Here is a 16,627-nt window from a genome sequence, read left to right as displayed (position 1 = left end):
GAGAATCGGCAGGAAACGTGGCCGGATTGGGTCCCGATTGCGCAAGGCGCGCGACCCATCCGTAAATCTCTTCTCAACCTGTGTTGATTGACCCGTCAGGCCAGAGCGATCAGGCCAAAGCGATCATCCCGGCGTCGATCATCGCCAGCGGCGTGTCGAGGAAGCGCAGCTCCATCCCCTGATCGAAGAATACCACGTCCGCCCCCGCCTGTGTGAAATGCCCCAGCGCCGCGTCCTCGTCGGCATAGCCGAAGCCCCGCAGCACGATCGCGTCCCAAGGTTCCAGGTCGGTCACCTGCTGCACCGCACCCGCCTGCCGCTCGAACACGAAGCTGTCGGCGAACAGTCCGCCCGACAGCACCGCCCGCGCCGATCCCGCCTGCAACAGGTCATCCGTACCGTAGCCGCGCATGAAGGCCTCGAGCCCCAGCGCCGCTTTTGCGGTGTATTCGAGACTGTTCATGAAGCTCTCGACCACCTCGGCGCGGGTCATGCCATTGGCCAGCGCGGTGGTCCAGTTGTCCAGCCCCTCGGGCGCCGGATCGCGCTCCAGCACATTGCGGAACAAGAGCGTGATGAGCCCCTCGTCATCCGTGGCCCCGTAGCGCGCCTGGAATTCCGCCCCGGCGACGAAGCCCGTCACCACGTCGCGCAGCGCCGCGCCGTCCGACAGCGTGGTGATCCAGTCCAGCATCCCCTGCGGCGCCGGTTCGCGCCCCAGCACCGTGCCGAAAAGGCGATAGACCACCCCGGTCCACTCGGTCGGGTCATGCAGGTCGAACCGCGCCAGCGCCGTGGCGGTCAGGGTCACGTGTTCCACGGACTCGGAAAACAGCGCCACCACCTCGCCGCGGGTGCGCCCGCCATCGAGCTGCGCCACCCAGTTGGCCAGCCCCTCGGGCGCGGGCGCGCGGGCAAAGACGTTCTGGAACAGGCGCGTGATGAACTCGGTGTTCGAGGTCGCGCCGTAGCGCAGCCCGAACTCCGCCGAGGCGGTCAGGTTGCCCGCCAGCTGGCCAAGGCTCAGCATCCCCGCCGCCAGCTGCGCGGTAAAACCCTGATGCCCGTCGAGCCCCGGCGCGCGGTCGAACACCGCGTCGAACAGGCGGAACACCCGGTCGGACTCTGCCGCGCCGTAGAGGCCCCGCACCTCGCCCACCAGCACGTTGGTCGCGCCGCTGCCCGACAGGTCGTCCGCCCCGCCACCGCCGCGCAGCACGTTATGTCCGCGCCCAGCCTGGAGCATATTCGCCATGGCATTGCCGGTCAGAACGTCGTTGCCATCGCCCGTGGCGGCATTCTCGATCATACCATCCGTCAGGCTCGACCAGCGGGTACCCCCCACGCTCAACGCGCCATCGAGACCAGTTTTCCCCAATGTCAGGGTCACATTTGCCCCCAGTGCCACGGCGTTCAGCCAGTCCGTGCCGCCGTTCATATCATCGAACACCGCACGCCCCGGGTCCACCGCCGCCAGCGTGCGAAAGTCCTGCGTCACGGTCCAGACATCGTTCACGCTGGCCGCATGGCCCAGCACGTCCAGCGTGGCACGGTTCAGCGTGCCCGCGTTGCCCGAGACCGTATCGGTCACCCGCACCCGCCATTGCCCGCCCGCCGCCATGCCCGCCAGCGCCGCCACGCCGAATGTCCAGTCGTCCGAGATCGCGGTGCTGCCCTGCTCGTGGTCGGACAGAACCAGCGCCTGCCCGCCGGGCGTCACCAGTTCCACCAACAGGTCCCCGACGCGGGCGTGATCCATGTCGACGGTGACGTAGAGATGTTCGATCACCACGCCCTCGTCCACGGTGATCACCACCTCGGCGAGGGCGCGGTCATTGCGGATGGTGGCAAAGGGCGCGGCGGCATAGCCTTGCCGTATCAGGCTCTGTTCCACCTGCGCCGCGCCCTGCCACAGGCCCCAGGCCTCGGCCATGCGCACCGCCGCCAGCGTGTCCACCGCGCCGTAGCCGTAGCTGGCGTGCCAAGTCAGGGCGCCGCCGTTCCAGGTCTCGCCCCCGAACGCCCGCCAGTCGCCGCGCTCGAAGCCCGTGCCCGCGCCGCCATAGGCCGACCCGGTCTGCGCCGCCGACAGGGCCAGGATCTGCTGCACGTCGCGATAACCCAGCCCCGGGGCGGCCTCGAGCATCAGGGCAACCACGCCCGCGACCACCGGCGTCGCCGCCGAGGTGCCGCCAAAACTGTTGGTGTAGCGCCCTGAGGCATAGCCCCCCACCCCGGTCACATCCGTGGTGTGCGAGGCCGCCGGGGCCGAGATCCACAGGTTCGCACCCCAGCTGGAATAATCCGCTACCCGGCCCTGCGCGTCGAAGGCCCCCACGGTCATGACCGTGTGCAGGGAATTGTGCCCCTCGCCCGCTGCATTGCCGAGCAGCCCCTGTGCCGTCAGCGTGGCGTCATGCGCCTCGTTCCCCGCTGCCTTGACCAGCACGGTGCCGAGGCCGCCGCGCCCCTGGGTGACCGCGATGGCAAGGGCCTGCGCCTCCTGCCAGGCCCAGCTGTTCACGTCGCCGATGTCGCCGCCTAGGTCGTAACTGGCCTGCACGCCGTAGCTTTGGTTCACCACGTCGAAACTGGCGGCATGGCGCAGCGCCTCCAGCTGCGTGGCAAAGCTTTGCCCCTGCAGGCTGCCGAGGTAGTCGACCGAGGTCAGCCGCGCGCCCCAAGCCACACCGACGCCCCCCACCCCGTTCAGCGCCGCCGCGATCAGCCCGCCCACGGCGGTGCCATGGCCGTCCCATGTGCTGTCATGCCGCCCGTCGTCGGTGAAGGACGTGCCGCTGAACTGCAGGCTGGCGTTGTAGTTTGCGGCCAGGTCCTCGTGCGTCTGGTCCATGCCGTCGTCATAGACGCCGACCTGCACGCCAGCGCCGCTGTAATCGCTCCAGACAGTCTCTATTCCGTCCAAAAGCGCCAGATGCCACTGCGCGCCATACCGCGGATCGTCAATCGTCATATGGCCCATCCCGGGGGGCCCCACGCCCACACCCGGACCGCTTTTAGCCGGGCAAGGGTTTCCATGGCGTTATTCCAGCAGGAACATCCCCGCCGAGAGATCGCCGAGGTCGGTATCGTCGAAGACCAGCAGACCCCCGCCCAAGTCCAGCATCACGTCGCGCCCGTCCTGCGCCACCACCGCCTCGAGCGAGGAGATGTCAGTCAGCGTGACGGCCCCCGCGCCCTGATCGCCAAGGGACGCGATCTGCCCGGTGGTGGTGACGCGATAGCCCTCCAGCCCGCGGCCCGCGCCGCCAAAGCTGTAAAACGCCCCCAGCCCCGCCGCAAAGAACACCGCCAGCCCGCCCGGTGCCGCCAGCGCCGAGGTCCCCGACAGGGGCTTCGTGTCGCGCAGCACCAGTCCCGCGCCGGTCCATTCCCAGCTGGCGAGTTCGCCATAGACCCTGCTGCTGGAGACCAGGAACAGTCTCTGGTTCACCTCCAAAGTCAACAGGTCGGTGATCCCCGCAAGAGGCGACAGCGCCCCCGAGGACTAGGATCCCGAATACGTCAGCTGCACCATGCCCGTGGTTACCCCTGCCCCGTCCGGGGGCTGTAGTCATTGCTCTTTGCGGGGTCCCCATCGCGACCCTGCCCTGTTCGCGCTTGCCTGCGTCGCTGCAGAGTCCCGGCTCCCTGCGGCAGCGGTCGGTAAAACCTGCGGCGGCAAAAGGGAGATTGTCCAAAATTTTACCTTTACCGCGCAGGCTGGGCAGAACGCCCTCCACGACCGGCCCGATCATGCCCCCTGCCCTTCCGCCCGTGACGATCCTCATGGCCTGCCATCAAGGGGCGGCCCATCTGCAGGAACAGCTGGACACCATCGCCGCGCAACGCGGCGTCGACTGGCGGCTGGTGGCCTCGGACGATGGCTCGACCGATGGCACGGCGGCGATCCTGCAGGCGTTTCGCGCCAGCCACCCCGACCGGGTGCGCCTGCGACAAGGTCCGCGGCGGGGCGGGCGCTGGGGGGCGTCCATGCATTTCCTCGACCTGCTCTGCGATCCCGATGTGCCGGACGGCCCGGTGGCCCTCTCCGACCAGGATGACCTCTGGTATCCCGAGAAACTGAAGCAGGCTCTGTTACACCTCGAAAACGCCCAAGGTCCCGCCATCTACAGCGCCCGCAGCCGCCACGTGACCGAAGACGGAAGGCCCCTCGGTCCCTCCCGGTCCTTCCACGGTGCAGCCTCGTTCGGCAATGCATTGGTGGAAAACCGCGTCTCCGGCCATTCCGCCGTGCTGACCGCCGCCGCCCTGCGGCTGGTGCGGTCGGTGGGCCCGGTCGAGGTGCCGTTCCACGACTGGTGGCTCTACCTGCTCCTGACCGGCGCGGGCGGAGAGGTGATCCACGATGCACGCGTAATGCTGGACTACCGCCAGCACGGTGGCAATGTGCTGGGCGCACCGCGCGGGGCGCTGTCCCGGCTGGCCCGCCTCTCCCGGGTCTTTGGCCCCGAAGGCCCCGCGATGCAACGCGCCAACCGCGCGGCGCTTCTGCGCGCCCTGCCCTTTCTGACACCCGAAACCCGCGCCCTGCTTGCTGCCCTCGACATGGCCCCCCGCTGCGGCCCCTTGCGCGCCCTGCGGCTGACGCGACTTGGCGTCAAGAGATTCAACGTCGCTGCGGATACCGTCCTGCACCTCGCTGCCACCCTGGGCCGCGTCTAGGCATTTCGCGCCGAAACAGAGCCGGTTTCGCGCGCGAAACCGCAAGCCTTTGTTCCCACAACCGCCTGGCATCCTTGGCAGATGGTATGGGGCTCTGCCCCCGCCGCCTTCGGCGTCTGCCCGGAATATTTGGACCAAGAAGAAATCCAGGCGCCATCCCTGTCCTTCGTTAGTTTCACTAATACCCTCGGGGGGCTGGGGTCACGCCGCCGTCGGTTTCGCGCGCGAAACCGGTCGCGTTTGTCCCCGCAAACGCGGCCAGTGGGCAAGCTCATGTCGCGAAACGCGACGTGACGCCCCCCCCCTCACCGTTCCAGGCGCACCCCATCTGCGGTCATTCCAGAAAGCGCTTGCTTGGTCGCGGATCAGGCTGCTGCCAGCCGGGCCATGTTCTCCTGGTGCTGCGCGATGGCAGCATCGATCGTGTCAAAGAACAGCGCCCGCCCCTCGTCCAGCACGATGCCGCAGTCACACAGCATCCGCAGTTGCGGCATGGAGTGACTGCACACCACAGCGCCGGCATTCCGCAGCCGCGCCTTGAACAGCCGGTCGGATCGCTCGCGAAAGGCCGCATCGCCAACGGCGGTGATCTCGTCCACCAGGTAGGTGTCGAAGTGGATGCCCATGGACACGCCAAAGGCCAACCGCGATTTCATCCCCGAGGAATAGGTCCTCAGCGGCAGGCGGAAGTGCATTCCCAGCCCGGCGAATTTCTCGACGAAATCCGCCAGCTCGTGGGTATCGACGCCATAGATGCGCGCGACGAAGCGGCAGTTCTGCAGGCCCGTCAGGTCCGGGTGAAACGACCCGGCAAAGCCCACCGGCCAGGACACCAGCCCCGTCGTCACGATGCGCCCCGAGGTCGGCAGCACCGCGCCCGAGACCATCTTCAAAAGCGTCGACTTGCCCGCGCCGTTGCGCCCCAGCAGACCCACGGCGCGGCCGCTCGGCACCTCGAGGGTCAGCCCCTCGACCACGGTCTTCACCTGGCCGGCGGTGGCGTAGCGCTTGGTGACGTTTTCGAACCGGATCACCGCCGGTCCTTCAGCGCATAAAGCACCAGCACCAGCGTGCCCCAGACCAGCAGGATCAGAAGCCCCGCCAGCGCCAGCAGAACGCCACGCTCCGGAAAGCGCGCGCTCTCGGCCAGGGTGGGTTTCACGTAGGCCGCGAGGTAGCGACTCTGGCGGCGGGCCTCGGCCTGGGCCGCGTCGTAGCTGGCCAGCGCGGTGGTATAGCTGCGCTCGGCAAATTCGCGGTCGACCACCAGCCGCTCGTATTCGCCAAAGAGGTTGGCATAGACCTCCTCGCCCGCCGCGCCACCGCCCGCCAGCCCCAGCTTGCGGCGCTCGGCGGCGATGCGGTTGCGGATGACCTCGATGCGGCTTTCAGCCTGGGCGATGCGCGGGTCGTCGGGCCGGGTGCGCAGCGACAGCAGGTCATATTCGATCAACAGGTCCGCCAACTGCTGCTGCAGGGAACTGAGCAACCCCGTCTGCGTCGCAAGATCCGCCGAAGGGTCCACCATCTGGTTCTCGTTGCGGAAACGCGTGACGGCGGCGCGCGCGATCTTGAGCCGCTCCAGCGCCTCCTGCAGGTCCTGCCGGGCATAGCGGATGGCGTCCTCGCGGGCGATGGCGGACAGCTCGTTGATCATCTGGGTGGAGTGGTTGTAGAGCGCCCGCGCAATCAGCTGCGCGTCACCCGGGTCGAACGCCAGCACCCGCACCTCGATCAGCCCGGCGCCATCGTCGTAGGAGATGCGCACCATGCGGTCCCACTGGGTGACCAGGTCCTCTACCGTGCCGGAGGTGTCGAAGGCGAACCACGGGTCGCGCGCCCCCGGTTTCGACCAGAGCTCGCGCAGGTCGATCTGCGCGTCCATGTCCGCCACCAGCTTCTGGCTTTGCAGGTACTCGTACAGGATATCCGTGTCCGAGGACGACGATCCCGACAGCGAGGTCAGACCACCCAGCAGTTCCAGCGGCGAGTTCGGCTGTTCGGTCCGCACGGAAAACGCCACGGTCGAGGCGTATTGATCCGCCGCCCGCGCCCAGAGGTACCAGGCGACGCAGCCCACCGGCAACAACACGCCCAGAAGGAAACTGAGCAGCACCGAGCGATGCCGCCGCTTCAGCCGGGCGGCGCCCGCCATGGGCTTGGGCCCGGACCTGGCAGCCGTCTGCGCGGGTTTCGGATCGGGCTTCGCCTGCCCCTGCCCTTGGCCCTCCCCGGTGATGCGGGTGCCGGGCTGCGGCGCGGGGTGCAACGAGCGCAGCGCTTTCTCGGCCTGGGCCAGCAGCCTGTCCTCCCCGGCGATATCTGGAACCGAACCGGGGGGCGCGGGGCGGGCCCCGGGGTCTTGCGGGATCTTCTTCACCTGGCTCACGGGATCGTCCGTCGTGGTCATCGTTCCCGCAAACATGGCTTATAAACCACTAAGAAACCTTTACGCGGCATGACTTGGGGAGCCTTTCCAATCCCACGCGCCGCCATGACCGACATTCCCGCCCCGCTTCCCCCCCGTCCCGCGCGCCGCCGCAGGCTGCCACGGCTTGCCACGCTGCGCGCCATCGCCGCGCTGATCCTGCGCGAGATGGCGACGACCTACGGGCGCTCTCCGGGCGGCTATGCCTGGGCGGTGCTGGAGCCGGTGGCGGGCATCGCGCTGCTGACGGTGGTGTTCTCCATGAGCTTTCATGCCCCGGCGCTGGGGGCGAGCTTTGCCATGTTCTATGCCACGGGGATGCTGCCCTTCATCCTGTTCACCGACATCACCGGAAAGCTGGCGCAGGCACTGAACTACTCGAAGCAGCTGCTGGCCTATCCGCGGGTGACCTTTGTCGACGCGATCCTGGCGCGTTTCGTGCTGAACCTGATGACGCAGCTCATGGTGGGCTACATCGTGCTGGGCGGCATCATGCTGGTGTTCGAGACACGGGTGCAACCGGACGGGCTGACCATCGCTAGGGCCTACGGGCTGGCGGCGCTGCTGGCGCTGGGGGTGGGGACGCTGAACAGCTACCTGACCGTGCGCCTTCCGATCTGGCAGCGGATCTGGTCCATCGCCATGCGCCCGCTGTTCCTGCTGTCTTGCGTGTTCTTCCTGTTCGACGGCATCCCGCAGCCGTTCCGGGACTGGCTGTGGTATAACCCGCTGATCCACCTCGTGGGGCTGATGCGACGCGGGTTCTACGCCAGCTATGATGCGCCCTACGTGTCCGAAGTCTACCTGCTGACGGTGGGCCTGGGCACACTGGTGACGGGGCTTCTGTTGCTGCGCCGCGATCACAAGATGCTGCTGGAGTTGTGACGAGGCGGGGGCAGAGCCCCCCCATCGGTTTCGCGCGCGAAACCGACCGCGTTTGGTCCGGGAAATGCCCCACCTTTGCCCGCCCGTGGAAAACGTCATGCGCTCTGCGCCAGCCGGTGTTTGCGCCATGCGACATCCATCTCCAGCAACACGTCGAGCACGCGGGCGACGGGGGCGTCGCGGGGGCCATGCGGGCCGGTCACGCCCGGGGGCGGGGGCAAGGGGGGCAGGCGTCGGCCTGCGGCTTGGGCTGCCAGAGCGGCGGAATCACACAGCAGGTGGTGCAGGCGCACCAGCTCCTCGGGGTCGTGCAGTCGGGCCTGGGGGGCCCGCAACAGGGAGTGGTAGGGCGCCTCACGCCGCCAGCCCGGGCGGAGGTAGAGTGCCTCCTCGACCTCCTCTTCGGGGACCAGCGCCATGAGGCGGTCGACCTCGGCCCGGAGCGGACCGCGCAAAGCCTGCACGTGCTGCGGCCCCAGGGCCCAGAGCTTCTGCGCCCAAAGCTCCGGCGCCACCTCCGGCCTGCACCAGCGTTGCAGCACGAAGTCCACCGCGCTGTCATGCGCGTTGCGGCGGAAGCGGCGGTTGCGGATGAGGAAGCCCACCATGGCCGCAGGCAGGGCAGCGTTGCGCCGGGTCGGATCGGCGGGCAGGGCGACACCGAAACGCTCGGCGAAATCTGCCACTACGTCGGGGGTCAGCGCGAGATGCAGCCGCACGCCGGGCAGGGCAGCCCAGGCCTCCAGATCGGACCCAAGGCGGTAGGGCATCACCTGCCGTTCCAGCCAGTCGTCGATGCCTTGACCGGTCCAGACGCCCCATTGCCAGTAGGCGGCGTTGAGCCATTCCAGCGGCGGGCGGGCGGCGGCGAAGACATCGACGCGGGTCCGGCCATCGAACCACTGGGGCAGGTGGGTGGCGAATTCGGTCGCGCGGCCGATCCAGCCTTCGTTGGACAGCATGGGGGGCGCGCCTTCGGTCCCACGAACGGCCCGGTCAAGCGCGGCGTGGTAGCGCGGCGGGGACACTTCGCGTGTGCGCCCCGGCCAGTTCAGGTAGCCATGCACCGCCGCCTCGGCGGCCTGTTGCAGGCGGGGACCAGTCAAAACCTCGTTACGCAAGCCACTGCCCCGGGCGGTGTAGCACATCTGTCCACCGTCGGGCAGCGCAAGGATAGGCCGCGCCGACAGCGCCGCCTGCAGCGCAGAGCTGCCGCATTTCGGCGCGCCCACGTGCAGGACGATGCGCGACGGCAGGAGGACCTTTGCCCTGAGCGGCCAGATCATGCCACAGCCCGGCGCTGTGACAGATGCCCTGCCAGCGCGAGGATCGCTTGGGGGTCCTCGGCCCAGTCGAGCGGCAGCAGCGCACCTTCGGCACCATGGGCCAGAGCGGCCTTCAGCGCCTCTCCCTGTCCGCCAAGCTCGAAGGTCATCACGGGCAGGCCGGTGGCCAGCGCCTCGTGCGTGGTGAAGGAAAACGTCTCGGGCCAGAGGGAGGGAATCAGCCAGCAGGTGATGCCGTAGCGGGCGGCCAATGCGGGCAGGTCCTCGACCCGATAGGCCCCGTGCAGCTGCGCCGGAGCATGGAACCGATAGGCCGGATCCAGATCGCCCAGCAGCACCAGTCCACAGTCCCTGTTCCGCCCCGAAACCCGGCTGAGACCCGAGGCCACCCGCGCGCCCTTGTGTGGTGCGAGGTTGCCGAGGATCCCCAGCACCGGCCGTCCGCCGGGATGCGGCAGGCGCGGCACCGGCACAGGAAGGACATGCGGACGGACCACCGTGGCGGCACCGGGATAGGCCTCCTGCACCAGCCGTTGAGACGAAGCGCTGAAGCAGGTCACCCGGTCGGCGGCATGGACCAGCCGCCCCCAGTGCACCCGCCAGACCGACAGCGGCACGGGGGCGCCATTCGGGCGGCGGGTCTCGTGCCGGGACGAGGCCTGTGCCGGGTCCGGCAGGCCGCGCCATTGCTCGCCGTCTTCCAGCAGAACATGGTTCGGCGAGAGCGGGAAGAAGTCATGCACCAGCACCTCGAGCCCGTCGCCGGGGCGGCGCAGCGGCAGCAGAAGGTCGGGCAGGGTCAGCGGATCACTGTCGCCCACACCGCAGGAATAGACGATGGTGCGCTGCGTCACCGGAGCGAGCAGCCGGGTGATGACACCGGGATCGGCGGTTTGCAGGCTGACGGCAGGAGTATCCCCTGCCAGCCTGTCCCAAAGTTCCAGCGTGAAGCGGCAGGCGCCGCCGACACGGATCACCATGGCGGCGCCAACCTTTTGCAGGTCGCCTGCGATGCGGCGCCTCAGGTCGGTCTCGGCCCCGCCGCCCATGCTGTGCCCGAGGTAGACGGGCAGGGGGGCGCGGCGGACCGCCTCGGCCCGCGCGAGCCCCAGCGCCAGCCGTGCCGAGGCCAGCGGATCACGGCGCAGGAACCCGTGCACCTCGGTGTCGAACATCGGGTAGCGCTGGGTCAGAACGGCGGAGTTGCGCTGGATCAGAGCCTGTTTCGCGGCCTGACCAAAGCTTTGCCCGCCCACATGGGCGACGTAGAGGTCGGGGACATAGACATGGGAGAACCCGGCACCAAAGGTCTTCTGGCACCAGTCGACCTCTTCGCCATAACCGGGGGAGAAGACCGGATCGAGGCGCGGCTCCACCTCCAGCGCGGCGCGGGACAGCGCCATGCAGAACCCAACCCCGGCGGCGGCGCGCACCTGCGCCCGACCGTTCAGTCCCCGTGCCACCCTGTCGATCGCCAAAGCGGCCTCGGGCGTGACCCTGCTGGCCTTGCCCGCCAAGGGAACCGACCCCAGCTCGGCATCGTTCGACAGCGGCGTGACGGAGCCGACGGTGGCGTCCTCCCACAAGGGGCGCAACAGGCGCGCGGCCCAGGCAGGCGGCAGGAGCGCGTCGGAATTCAGCAGCACCACCGGGTCATCCCATGTGCGCGCGAGGTCCAGCGCCCGGTTCACGCTGCCGACAAAGCCGAGGTTCTGACCGTTCTCGATCAGATGCGTGGGATGCCGCCCGGCCCAGTCGCGCAGGAAATCCCGCGTCTCCTCGTCCGGAGAAGCGTCGTCCACCAGCACGATGCGCCAGGGCAGGTCGGTGTACTGCGCCACCCGCTCCAGTGCCTGCCGCACGAGGGGCAGGTTGCCGTAGACCGGCATGACCAGCGTGACCGCTGCGCCGCGCGGTGGGGCAGGCCGGGGGGCGGGATCGAAAAGGCGCGTATCAAAGAACCGCGTGTCGCGGCCATGCAGCCCCAGCGCGCGTTTCACCTGCGCGCGGGCCACCGGGTCACGCTGCCTGAGCCAGCGCAGCGCATGCGGCAGCACCCGCGCGCCCTTGAACAAGAAGCCCGGAACGAGGCGCAGCCGGGACAGACGCGGATGGCGCGGTGCCTCTGGCAGGTGCCAGGCGGCATAGATGGAAAACAGTCGGCGGGCGCGGCGGTACAAGGCGGGCTTCCTGGGACGACCTGTGGGATCCCCCCAGTCTTAACCCGCACTTTACCAACAAAGGGTTTCCAGAAGCCCTTCGGCGGTCAGCCTTTTCGCGCCTCCAGCCAGGCTTCGAGATCGCGGCGAAAGGCCTCGTCGACGCCGCGCCCTTCCAGCACGATCTGATGCGGGCCGTGGCTGCGCAGATGGATGGGGGCGGTGGTCCGGCCCGGGGCGGGCGTGTCGGCCAGTTGGGCGGGATTTGGGGCCGTATCCTGCACCTTGGGTTTGGTCGGTTTTTTCGGGGCCAGTTCCGCGCGGATCAGGCTCTGTTCCGCCTCGAAATCCGCCGGATCGTTGCGCAGGATCAGATCGCGCAGCCGGGTGGACAGGTCCTGATCCGCCTCCAGCGCCTGCGCCATCTGCAGGCCCAGGCGCTCGCCGATGGCCGCCGGGAACCGCAGGATTCCATCCATCTGGCGCACCACCCCCATGAAGCTGCGTATCTTCGAGCGCTTCGCCTTCGATGCGTTTTCGTACAGCACCGCCAGCGCCTCTGACTCGTCGGCAAACGCCTCCTGCTGCACCGCCTTCAGCGCAATGCGGGCACGTTCATAGTAGCTGAGGCCGACGCGGATCTCGTTTTCCTCGATCATCGCGAGGTAGGCGTCACCGGATTCCTTCGGACGGCGGAGCAGGGCCAGCGCCTCGGCATAACGGTCGCCCAGACCGCGCTGCAGTTCTCGCAGCGCACAGACCCGCCGCCAGCCGGAGATGAGACCGTAGCGGGGCGAGGCATCTTCGCCTAGGTCCACCAGTTCGATCGGGGTCTGCTGGCCACGGCGGCAAATGCTTTCGATCAGCGCCGCCTGTTCCTCGCCGGGAACGGAAACGCGGTCGCGCACGAGGTAGTCGGTCTGGATCTCGGTCAGAGGCACCGAGATCACCATGCGCCCGCCTTCGCGCGCGCGGCGCAGGGTCTCGGCCATTTCCTCGACCGCCGCCGTGCTGGAGGCCTCGCGCGCCACGTCGGCAATGGGCGCCCGCATCGAGGCAGGGGCCGCCGGGAAGGCGGATTTGACCTCTGGTGCGGGGGCTATGAAGGCCGGATTGGCCGGGGTCAGGCGCTTGCGTTTGGCCATGTCAGGGTCTCCTTTGGGTGGGGACCAGTGTGGGAAACGTGGTCAAGATTGTCTGAACCGGGCGCACGGTGCAGGCATCGCCGCCGCGAAGGGTTTCGCACGCGAAACTCATTCTGCGGCCCGTTGCATCGCCAGCTCATCGCGCCGCCAGGCGCCCATGACGAGGCTTTTCACCGCGGCCCATGTGGCGTCAAAGGTCTCGCGGCCGCGGGCATAGGTCTCGCGGTTGAAGTCGCGGTAGTCGGCCTCGTAGATGCCCTGCACCTGCTCGCCCGCCTGGCCGATCAGTGCGGTGAATCCCTGGCGGTGAGGGGACAGCGTGGGGCCGAGGTAGCTTTGCATCAGCGCCGCCAGTTCCGCCTGCTGGTTGCTGTCGTAGCGGGTGATGAGGGCGCGCACCGCGTCCCATTCGAAGGCAAGGCCATCGCGTCCGAGCGCCCGGGCAGCGATGTTCTCGGCCTCTTCGATGCTGCCGAAAGTGGCGTGCAGCATGTCGAAGAAGCGGCCGGTGGAGTCGAATTCCAGGAAGGAGGCGCCGAGGGGGACCAGCAGGATGTCGGCCGCCGCCAGCCCGTTGATCGTGAGGTATCCCAGCGCAGGGGGCGTATCGAGGAAGATCAGGTCGTATTGGTCGAGGATGCCATCGGCCTCGAGGCTCTCGGTCAGCGCGTCCCAGAGCCGCCAGCCGCGCGCGTTCATGCGCCAGACGGGGATCTGGAATTCCGCCCAGTAGAGGTTCAGCTGCGCGCCGATCAGGTCGATGTTGGGCCAGTGGGTTTTCTGCACGAGGTCGGTGGCATTGACGTCGAGCGCAGCGGAGAGCGTATCGTCGAGCGGATGCGGGGCATCCCCGCGGCTGACGCGCGCCTGGTTGTCGGTCTGCAGCGTCCGAGCGTAGTGGCGGGCCAGCAGCGGGAAGACGGTCTGCCATTCGTCCTGCACCTTGCCGCCGAAGATCGAGGTCATGGAGCCCTGGCTGTCGAGGTCGATGACGAGGACCTTGTAGCCGTCGAGCGCGGCGGACATGGCGAGGTGCGCGGCGCTCGAGGTCTTGCCCACGCCGCCCTTGAAGTTCGCCACGGCCAGCATCTTGGCCGGCAGCCCTTCGGGGCGGTAGGGGCGGTAGTCCTTGGCCTTCGACCCCTTGGCACCGAAATGGGCGCGCAGTTTCAACACCTCGTCGAGGGTGAACCACTTGGCCCCGCCGCTGGTCTCCGACAGGCCCTGGGGCAGGTCGGGGTTCTCCTTCAGCACGCGGCGGAAATGGCCGGTGGCGACGGGGATCAGGTAGCGGGTGATCTCCCAGGTCGAGAAGAGCCGCAGGGAACGCGCGCCGTTTTCCTCCAGCCCGCGGCTTTCGAGGTCATGCCGCCCCGAGGCGCAGGCGCGCGCGATGCGGGCGAAGTCGGCGGTGGAGGCAGGCGCCTCCAGCTGGGTGGCGGCGATGTCGGGATCGAGTCCGACATAGGGCGGTTTCCCACTGTTTTTCATTGTATATGCTCGCTGTCCGCAAACGGTATCGTTGACCGCTGTTCGCGCTGATGTGCGCTGTTTTTCGGATGATACCTGAAAACAGCGCACATGAAAGTGGAATGCGCACACATTGCGGATTTTTCCATGTTTTCAAGGGGGGTGATTGGGGGGTTGTTGCGATGGGATCACGGCTGACCTGTTAAATCAAGGTTATAAGACTCGTTAAGGGGTATTGCTGTCCTGCAAAGAGTCCCTGAATCCAAAGGCTTCGGGAAAGATTTCGGACAGGGGTGACTCTGATCCCACGTTTGCCCGATTCCGATCCCCCGTTGTGGTGACTCTGCTCCCCCGAAAATCCGGCACCCTGTCCGACAGGTGGTAGACCGGGGCTGTGGATAACTCTAGGGTGTCACTGAACCCCCGAACCGATTCCGGACAAACCGGAACGAAAACAAGGGGGCAGGCAGTGTACAGGCAGTTTCATGAGCAGCGCATCCGCGGCGGGCGACCTCTTCGTCTGCGATATCTTCGACGCATCCCCCAAGGGGGATCTTGCGTCGATGGAGCACCCGATCTTCTCGCTTTCGACCAAGCCCGACACCCGGGTGCTGAGCTACGAGCACAACGGGGCAGAGATCACCGTGACCCCTTCGGTCAGGGGGCGGGCGACGATCCACGACAAGGACATCCTGATCTACTGCGTGAGCCAGCTGATGGCGGCGGTGAACGCGGGGCGGGCGATCTCGCGGCAGCTGACGCTGACGGCGCATGACCTGCTCGTCGCGACGAACCGCGACACCAGCGGCGATGCCTACATGCGGCTGAAGGAGGCCTTCGAGCGGCTGGCGGGCACGCGCATCACCACGAACATCGAGACCGGCGGGATCGAGACCACCCGCGGCTTTGGCCTGATCGAGGCCTGGGAGATCGTGCGCAAGTCGCGCGGCGGGCGGATGCTGTCGGTCAGCGTGACCCTCTCGGACTGGCTGTTCCGCGCGGTCGAGGCGCGGTCGGTGCTGACGCTCTCGCGCGAGTATTTCCGGCTCAGGAAACCTTTAGAGCGGCGAATCTACGAACTGGTGCGCAAGCATTGCGGCCGGCAGCGCGAGTGGAAGATTGGCGTCGGCCTGCTGCACAAGAAGGCGGGCAGCGCCGCGCCGGTACGCGTGTTCCGCGCCGCCATGCGCAAGATGATTCAAGAGGGCAACCTGCCCGATTACGAGATGACCGAAGAGGCCGACGACATGATCCGCTTTGCCCGCCGCGGCGTGATCGAGGAGGGCCCGGACCTGCCGCCCCTGTCGACCGAGGTACTGGTGGAGGCCCGCCGCCGCGCCCCCGGCGCCGATGTCTATGCGCTCGAGGCCGAATGGCGCGCCTGGTGGGCCACGTCGGGCCGCGCACCGCTGAAGTCGCCGGGCAAGGCTTTCTTGGGATGGGTCAGTAAACGCGTGTCCTGATCGCGTGTTCTAGACGGCGTTGTTGCAGAACTCACGCCTGAAGCGTGGCTATCCCTTACCCCACTGACGTCATGCCACGCGAACGATCTCGGTAGTGCCGAGTGCGTTGAAGCGGTTTATGAGTGCGATGCGGATGTGGATTTCGGCGGTCGGGGTAGCGATGCGTTCGCCGAAGGCCTTTAGGCAGCGCATCTTCGCTTCGAACCGGCTACGGGCGTGGTATCCTGTCTACCTCTTCCAGAAGGCACTGCCATAGAACCGGGTGGCCCGAAGAGTTGGACACCTCCGCTAACCTGCCCTGCTGCCCACGGTCGTCTTGGCGAATAGCATTTTGCGCCCGCTATCGCGGTAGTTTTCGGTTGCTGGGTGGGTTTTCTGCCCGGTTTGGTGTCAGGCGTGCGCACTTCCGCTTCGCCGTCCACCGTTTGATGCTGTCTTCCATCGTCTTACTCATGGCTGCGTTCTCCCTTGTAGCATGAGCAGGTTTTCACTGGGTCGATACACGACCGCGTGGCTTCTTGCGGTGGAACGCGCTCACCATGTCATGGGCTGCAAGCCAGACCTAGTTCTCGGCCGACTGATAGGCTGCATCCGTCCAGACCCGGCGCCCTGTGTTGGCCGTCTGGATCAGACCTTTGCGCAGACGGGCACCATCGTGCTGGGCGGCGTCGGTGATGATCTGACGGCGGCTGATGCCGTTCTGTCAATCGATGAAAATATGGCTCTTGTAACCGAAGGTCGGGATCGCGAGATCGACTGGCTTGCTTCCGTCCGCGCGGGTCTTCGCCTTGGAATACTTGACGGTTCAGCGCGCGTCCGTGTCCTTCTGCGCCGCCTTGGCGGGCTGGTCCGGCGCCCGCCTTGATCAAGGCCTTCTCGCCGTCGGAGTTGTGCTGGCGCGGGACTGCGATGAGGCTGGCGTCGATGATCTGCCCGGCGCGCGGGATAAAACCCGCTTGGTTGATCGCGTAGGCGAGTTTTTGGAACAGCGCATCGAGCGCATCAGCACTTTATCAGTGCTTCGCAGATATCCTACAGCGTGTGCGCATCCGGAACCGTGTCGGCGATGCCAAGCCCGCAGAAGCGCATCCAGCTGAGCCGGTCC

12 protein-coding genes and 2 pseudogenes are annotated in these 16,627 nt (G+C 67.4%); 3 read left to right on the top strand and 11 right to left on the bottom strand.

What is annotated here, in order from left to right; translation table 11 throughout:
* Positions 1-109 precede the first annotated feature (109 nt).
* Together ACP16H_RS20410 and ACP16H_RS20405 are read right to left on the bottom strand one after the other, a co-directional pair.
* The gene (locus tag ACP16H_RS20410) at positions 110-2,974 is read right to left on the bottom strand and encodes a DUF4214 domain-containing protein (protein WP_425074086.1); all 2,865 of its coding nucleotides are present in this window, start codon (positions 2,972-2,974) and stop codon (positions 110-112) included.
* Positions 2,975-3,043: 69 nt separating this feature from the next.
* Positions 3,044-3,454, bottom strand: a complete 411-nt coding sequence (locus ACP16H_RS20405; protein ID WP_425074085.1) for a hypothetical protein — start codon at positions 3,452-3,454, stop codon at positions 3,044-3,046.
* Between the two features lie 302 nt (positions 3,455-3,756).
* Here ACP16H_RS20405 and ACP16H_RS20400 point away from each other — a divergent pair, with 302 nt between their 5' ends.
* Positions 3,757-4,686: a glycosyltransferase gene (locus tag ACP16H_RS20400; protein ID WP_425074084.1), complete on the top strand. Its 930-nt coding sequence runs from the start codon at positions 3,757-3,759 to the stop codon at positions 4,684-4,686.
* Positions 4,687-5,051: 365 nt separating this feature from the next.
* Here the strand turns inward: ACP16H_RS20400 and ACP16H_RS20395 are convergent, their stop codons facing one another.
* Both ACP16H_RS20395 and ACP16H_RS20390 read right to left on the bottom strand, forming a co-directional pair.
* Positions 5,052-5,720 carry an ABC transporter ATP-binding protein gene (locus tag ACP16H_RS20395; protein WP_425074083.1) on the bottom strand — a complete coding sequence of 223 codons (669 nt, stop codon included), beginning with the start codon at positions 5,718-5,720 and terminating at the stop codon, positions 5,052-5,054.
* Positions 5,717-7,096: a hypothetical protein gene (locus tag ACP16H_RS20390; RefSeq protein WP_425074082.1), complete on the bottom strand. Its 1,380-nt coding sequence runs from the start codon at positions 7,094-7,096 to the stop codon at positions 5,717-5,719. Before ACP16H_RS20390 ends, ACP16H_RS20395 begins: the two co-directional genes overlap by 4 nt.
* An 84-nt stretch (positions 7,097-7,180) precedes the next feature.
* On the opposite strand from ACP16H_RS20390, the gene ACP16H_RS20385 reads away from it, so the two are divergent.
* Positions 7,181-7,999 (top strand): ABC transporter permease, encoded by an 819-nt coding sequence (locus ACP16H_RS20385; protein ID WP_425074081.1) that lies wholly within the window; start codon positions 7,181-7,183, stop codon positions 7,997-7,999.
* A gap of 95 nt (positions 8,000-8,094) precedes the next feature.
* On the opposite strand, the gene ACP16H_RS20380 is transcribed toward ACP16H_RS20385, so the two are convergent.
* The 4 genes from ACP16H_RS20380 to ACP16H_RS20365 form a co-directional block, all read right to left on the bottom strand.
* Positions 8,095-9,285, bottom strand: coding sequence for a hypothetical protein (locus ACP16H_RS20380; RefSeq protein WP_425074080.1), 1,191 nt, complete (start codon positions 9,283-9,285; stop codon positions 8,095-8,097).
* Positions 9,282-11,465 carry a glycosyltransferase gene (locus ACP16H_RS20375; protein WP_425074079.1) on the bottom strand — a complete coding sequence of 728 codons (2,184 nt, stop codon included), beginning with the start codon at positions 11,463-11,465 and terminating at the stop codon, positions 9,282-9,284. Before ACP16H_RS20375 ends, ACP16H_RS20380 begins: the two co-directional genes overlap by 4 nt.
* 86 nt (positions 11,466-11,551) lie before the next feature.
* Complete coding sequence (locus tag ACP16H_RS20370; protein ID WP_425074078.1) at positions 11,552-12,589, bottom strand: nuclease; 1,038 nt, start codon at positions 12,587-12,589, stop codon at positions 11,552-11,554.
* 108 nt (positions 12,590-12,697) lie between these two features.
* Entirely contained in the window at positions 12,698-14,080 is a 1,383-nt protein-coding gene (locus ACP16H_RS20365; RefSeq protein WP_425074077.1) for an AAA family ATPase, read from the bottom strand.
* Positions 14,081-14,544: 464 nt separating this feature from the next.
* Here ACP16H_RS20365 and ACP16H_RS20360 point away from each other — a divergent pair, with 464 nt between their 5' ends.
* A complete protein-coding gene (locus tag ACP16H_RS20360) occupies positions 14,545-15,522 on the top strand; it encodes a replication initiator protein A (RefSeq protein WP_425074076.1) in 978 nt (325 codons plus the stop codon).
* A 69-nt stretch (positions 15,523-15,591) separates the two neighbouring features.
* Here ACP16H_RS20360 and ACP16H_RS20355 read toward each other — a convergent pair.
* The 3 genes and pseudogenes from ACP16H_RS20355 to ACP16H_RS20345 form a co-directional block, all read right to left on the bottom strand.
* Positions 15,592-15,795 (bottom strand): annotated as a pseudogene (locus ACP16H_RS20355) (IS5/IS1182 family transposase); the annotation flags it as partial.
* Between the two features lie 569 nt (positions 15,796-16,364).
* Positions 16,365-16,481 (bottom strand): annotated as a pseudogene (locus ACP16H_RS20350) (IS5/IS1182 family transposase); the annotation flags it as partial.
* A gap of 73 nt (positions 16,482-16,554) precedes the next feature.
* The coding region (locus ACP16H_RS20345) for a transposase (RefSeq protein ID WP_425074141.1) at positions 16,555-16,627 on the bottom strand (73 nt) is incomplete at its 5' end.

It is taken from the genome of Sagittula sp. S175 (assembly GCF_049800975.1).
In the GTDB taxonomy this organism is placed as follows: Bacteria; Pseudomonadota; Alphaproteobacteria; order Rhodobacterales; family Rhodobacteraceae; genus Sagittula.
This window is presented reverse-complemented; position numbering and strand designations above follow the sequence as displayed.

Excerpts from the sequence above, each read along its gene's own strand:
- ACP16H_RS20360 (WP_425074076.1), top strand. The coding sequence starts at position 14,545 with ATGAGCAGCGCATCCGCGGCGGGCGACCTCTTCGTCTGCGATATCTTC.
- ACP16H_RS20390 (WP_425074082.1), bottom strand. The coding sequence starts at position 7,096 with ATGACCACGACGGACGATCCCGTGAGCCAGGTGAAGAAGATCCCGCAA.
- ACP16H_RS20365 (WP_425074077.1), bottom strand. The coding sequence starts at position 14,080 with ATGAAAAACAGTGGGAAACCGCCCTATGTCGGACTCGATCCCGACATC.
- ACP16H_RS20370 (WP_425074078.1), bottom strand. The coding sequence starts at position 12,589 with ATGGCCAAACGCAAGCGCCTGACCCCGGCCAATCCGGCCTTCATAGCC.
- ACP16H_RS20380 (WP_425074080.1), bottom strand. The coding sequence starts at position 9,285 with ATGATCTGGCCGCTCAGGGCAAAGGTCCTCCTGCCGTCGCGCATCGTC.
- ACP16H_RS20400 (WP_425074084.1), top strand. The coding sequence starts at position 3,757 with ATGCCCCCTGCCCTTCCGCCCGTGACGATCCTCATGGCCTGCCATCAA.
- ACP16H_RS20385 (WP_425074081.1), top strand. The coding sequence starts at position 7,181 with ATGACCGACATTCCCGCCCCGCTTCCCCCCCGTCCCGCGCGCCGCCGC.
- ACP16H_RS20410 (WP_425074086.1), bottom strand. The coding sequence starts at position 2,974 with ATGACGATTGACGATCCGCGGTATGGCGCGCAGTGGCATCTGGCGCTT.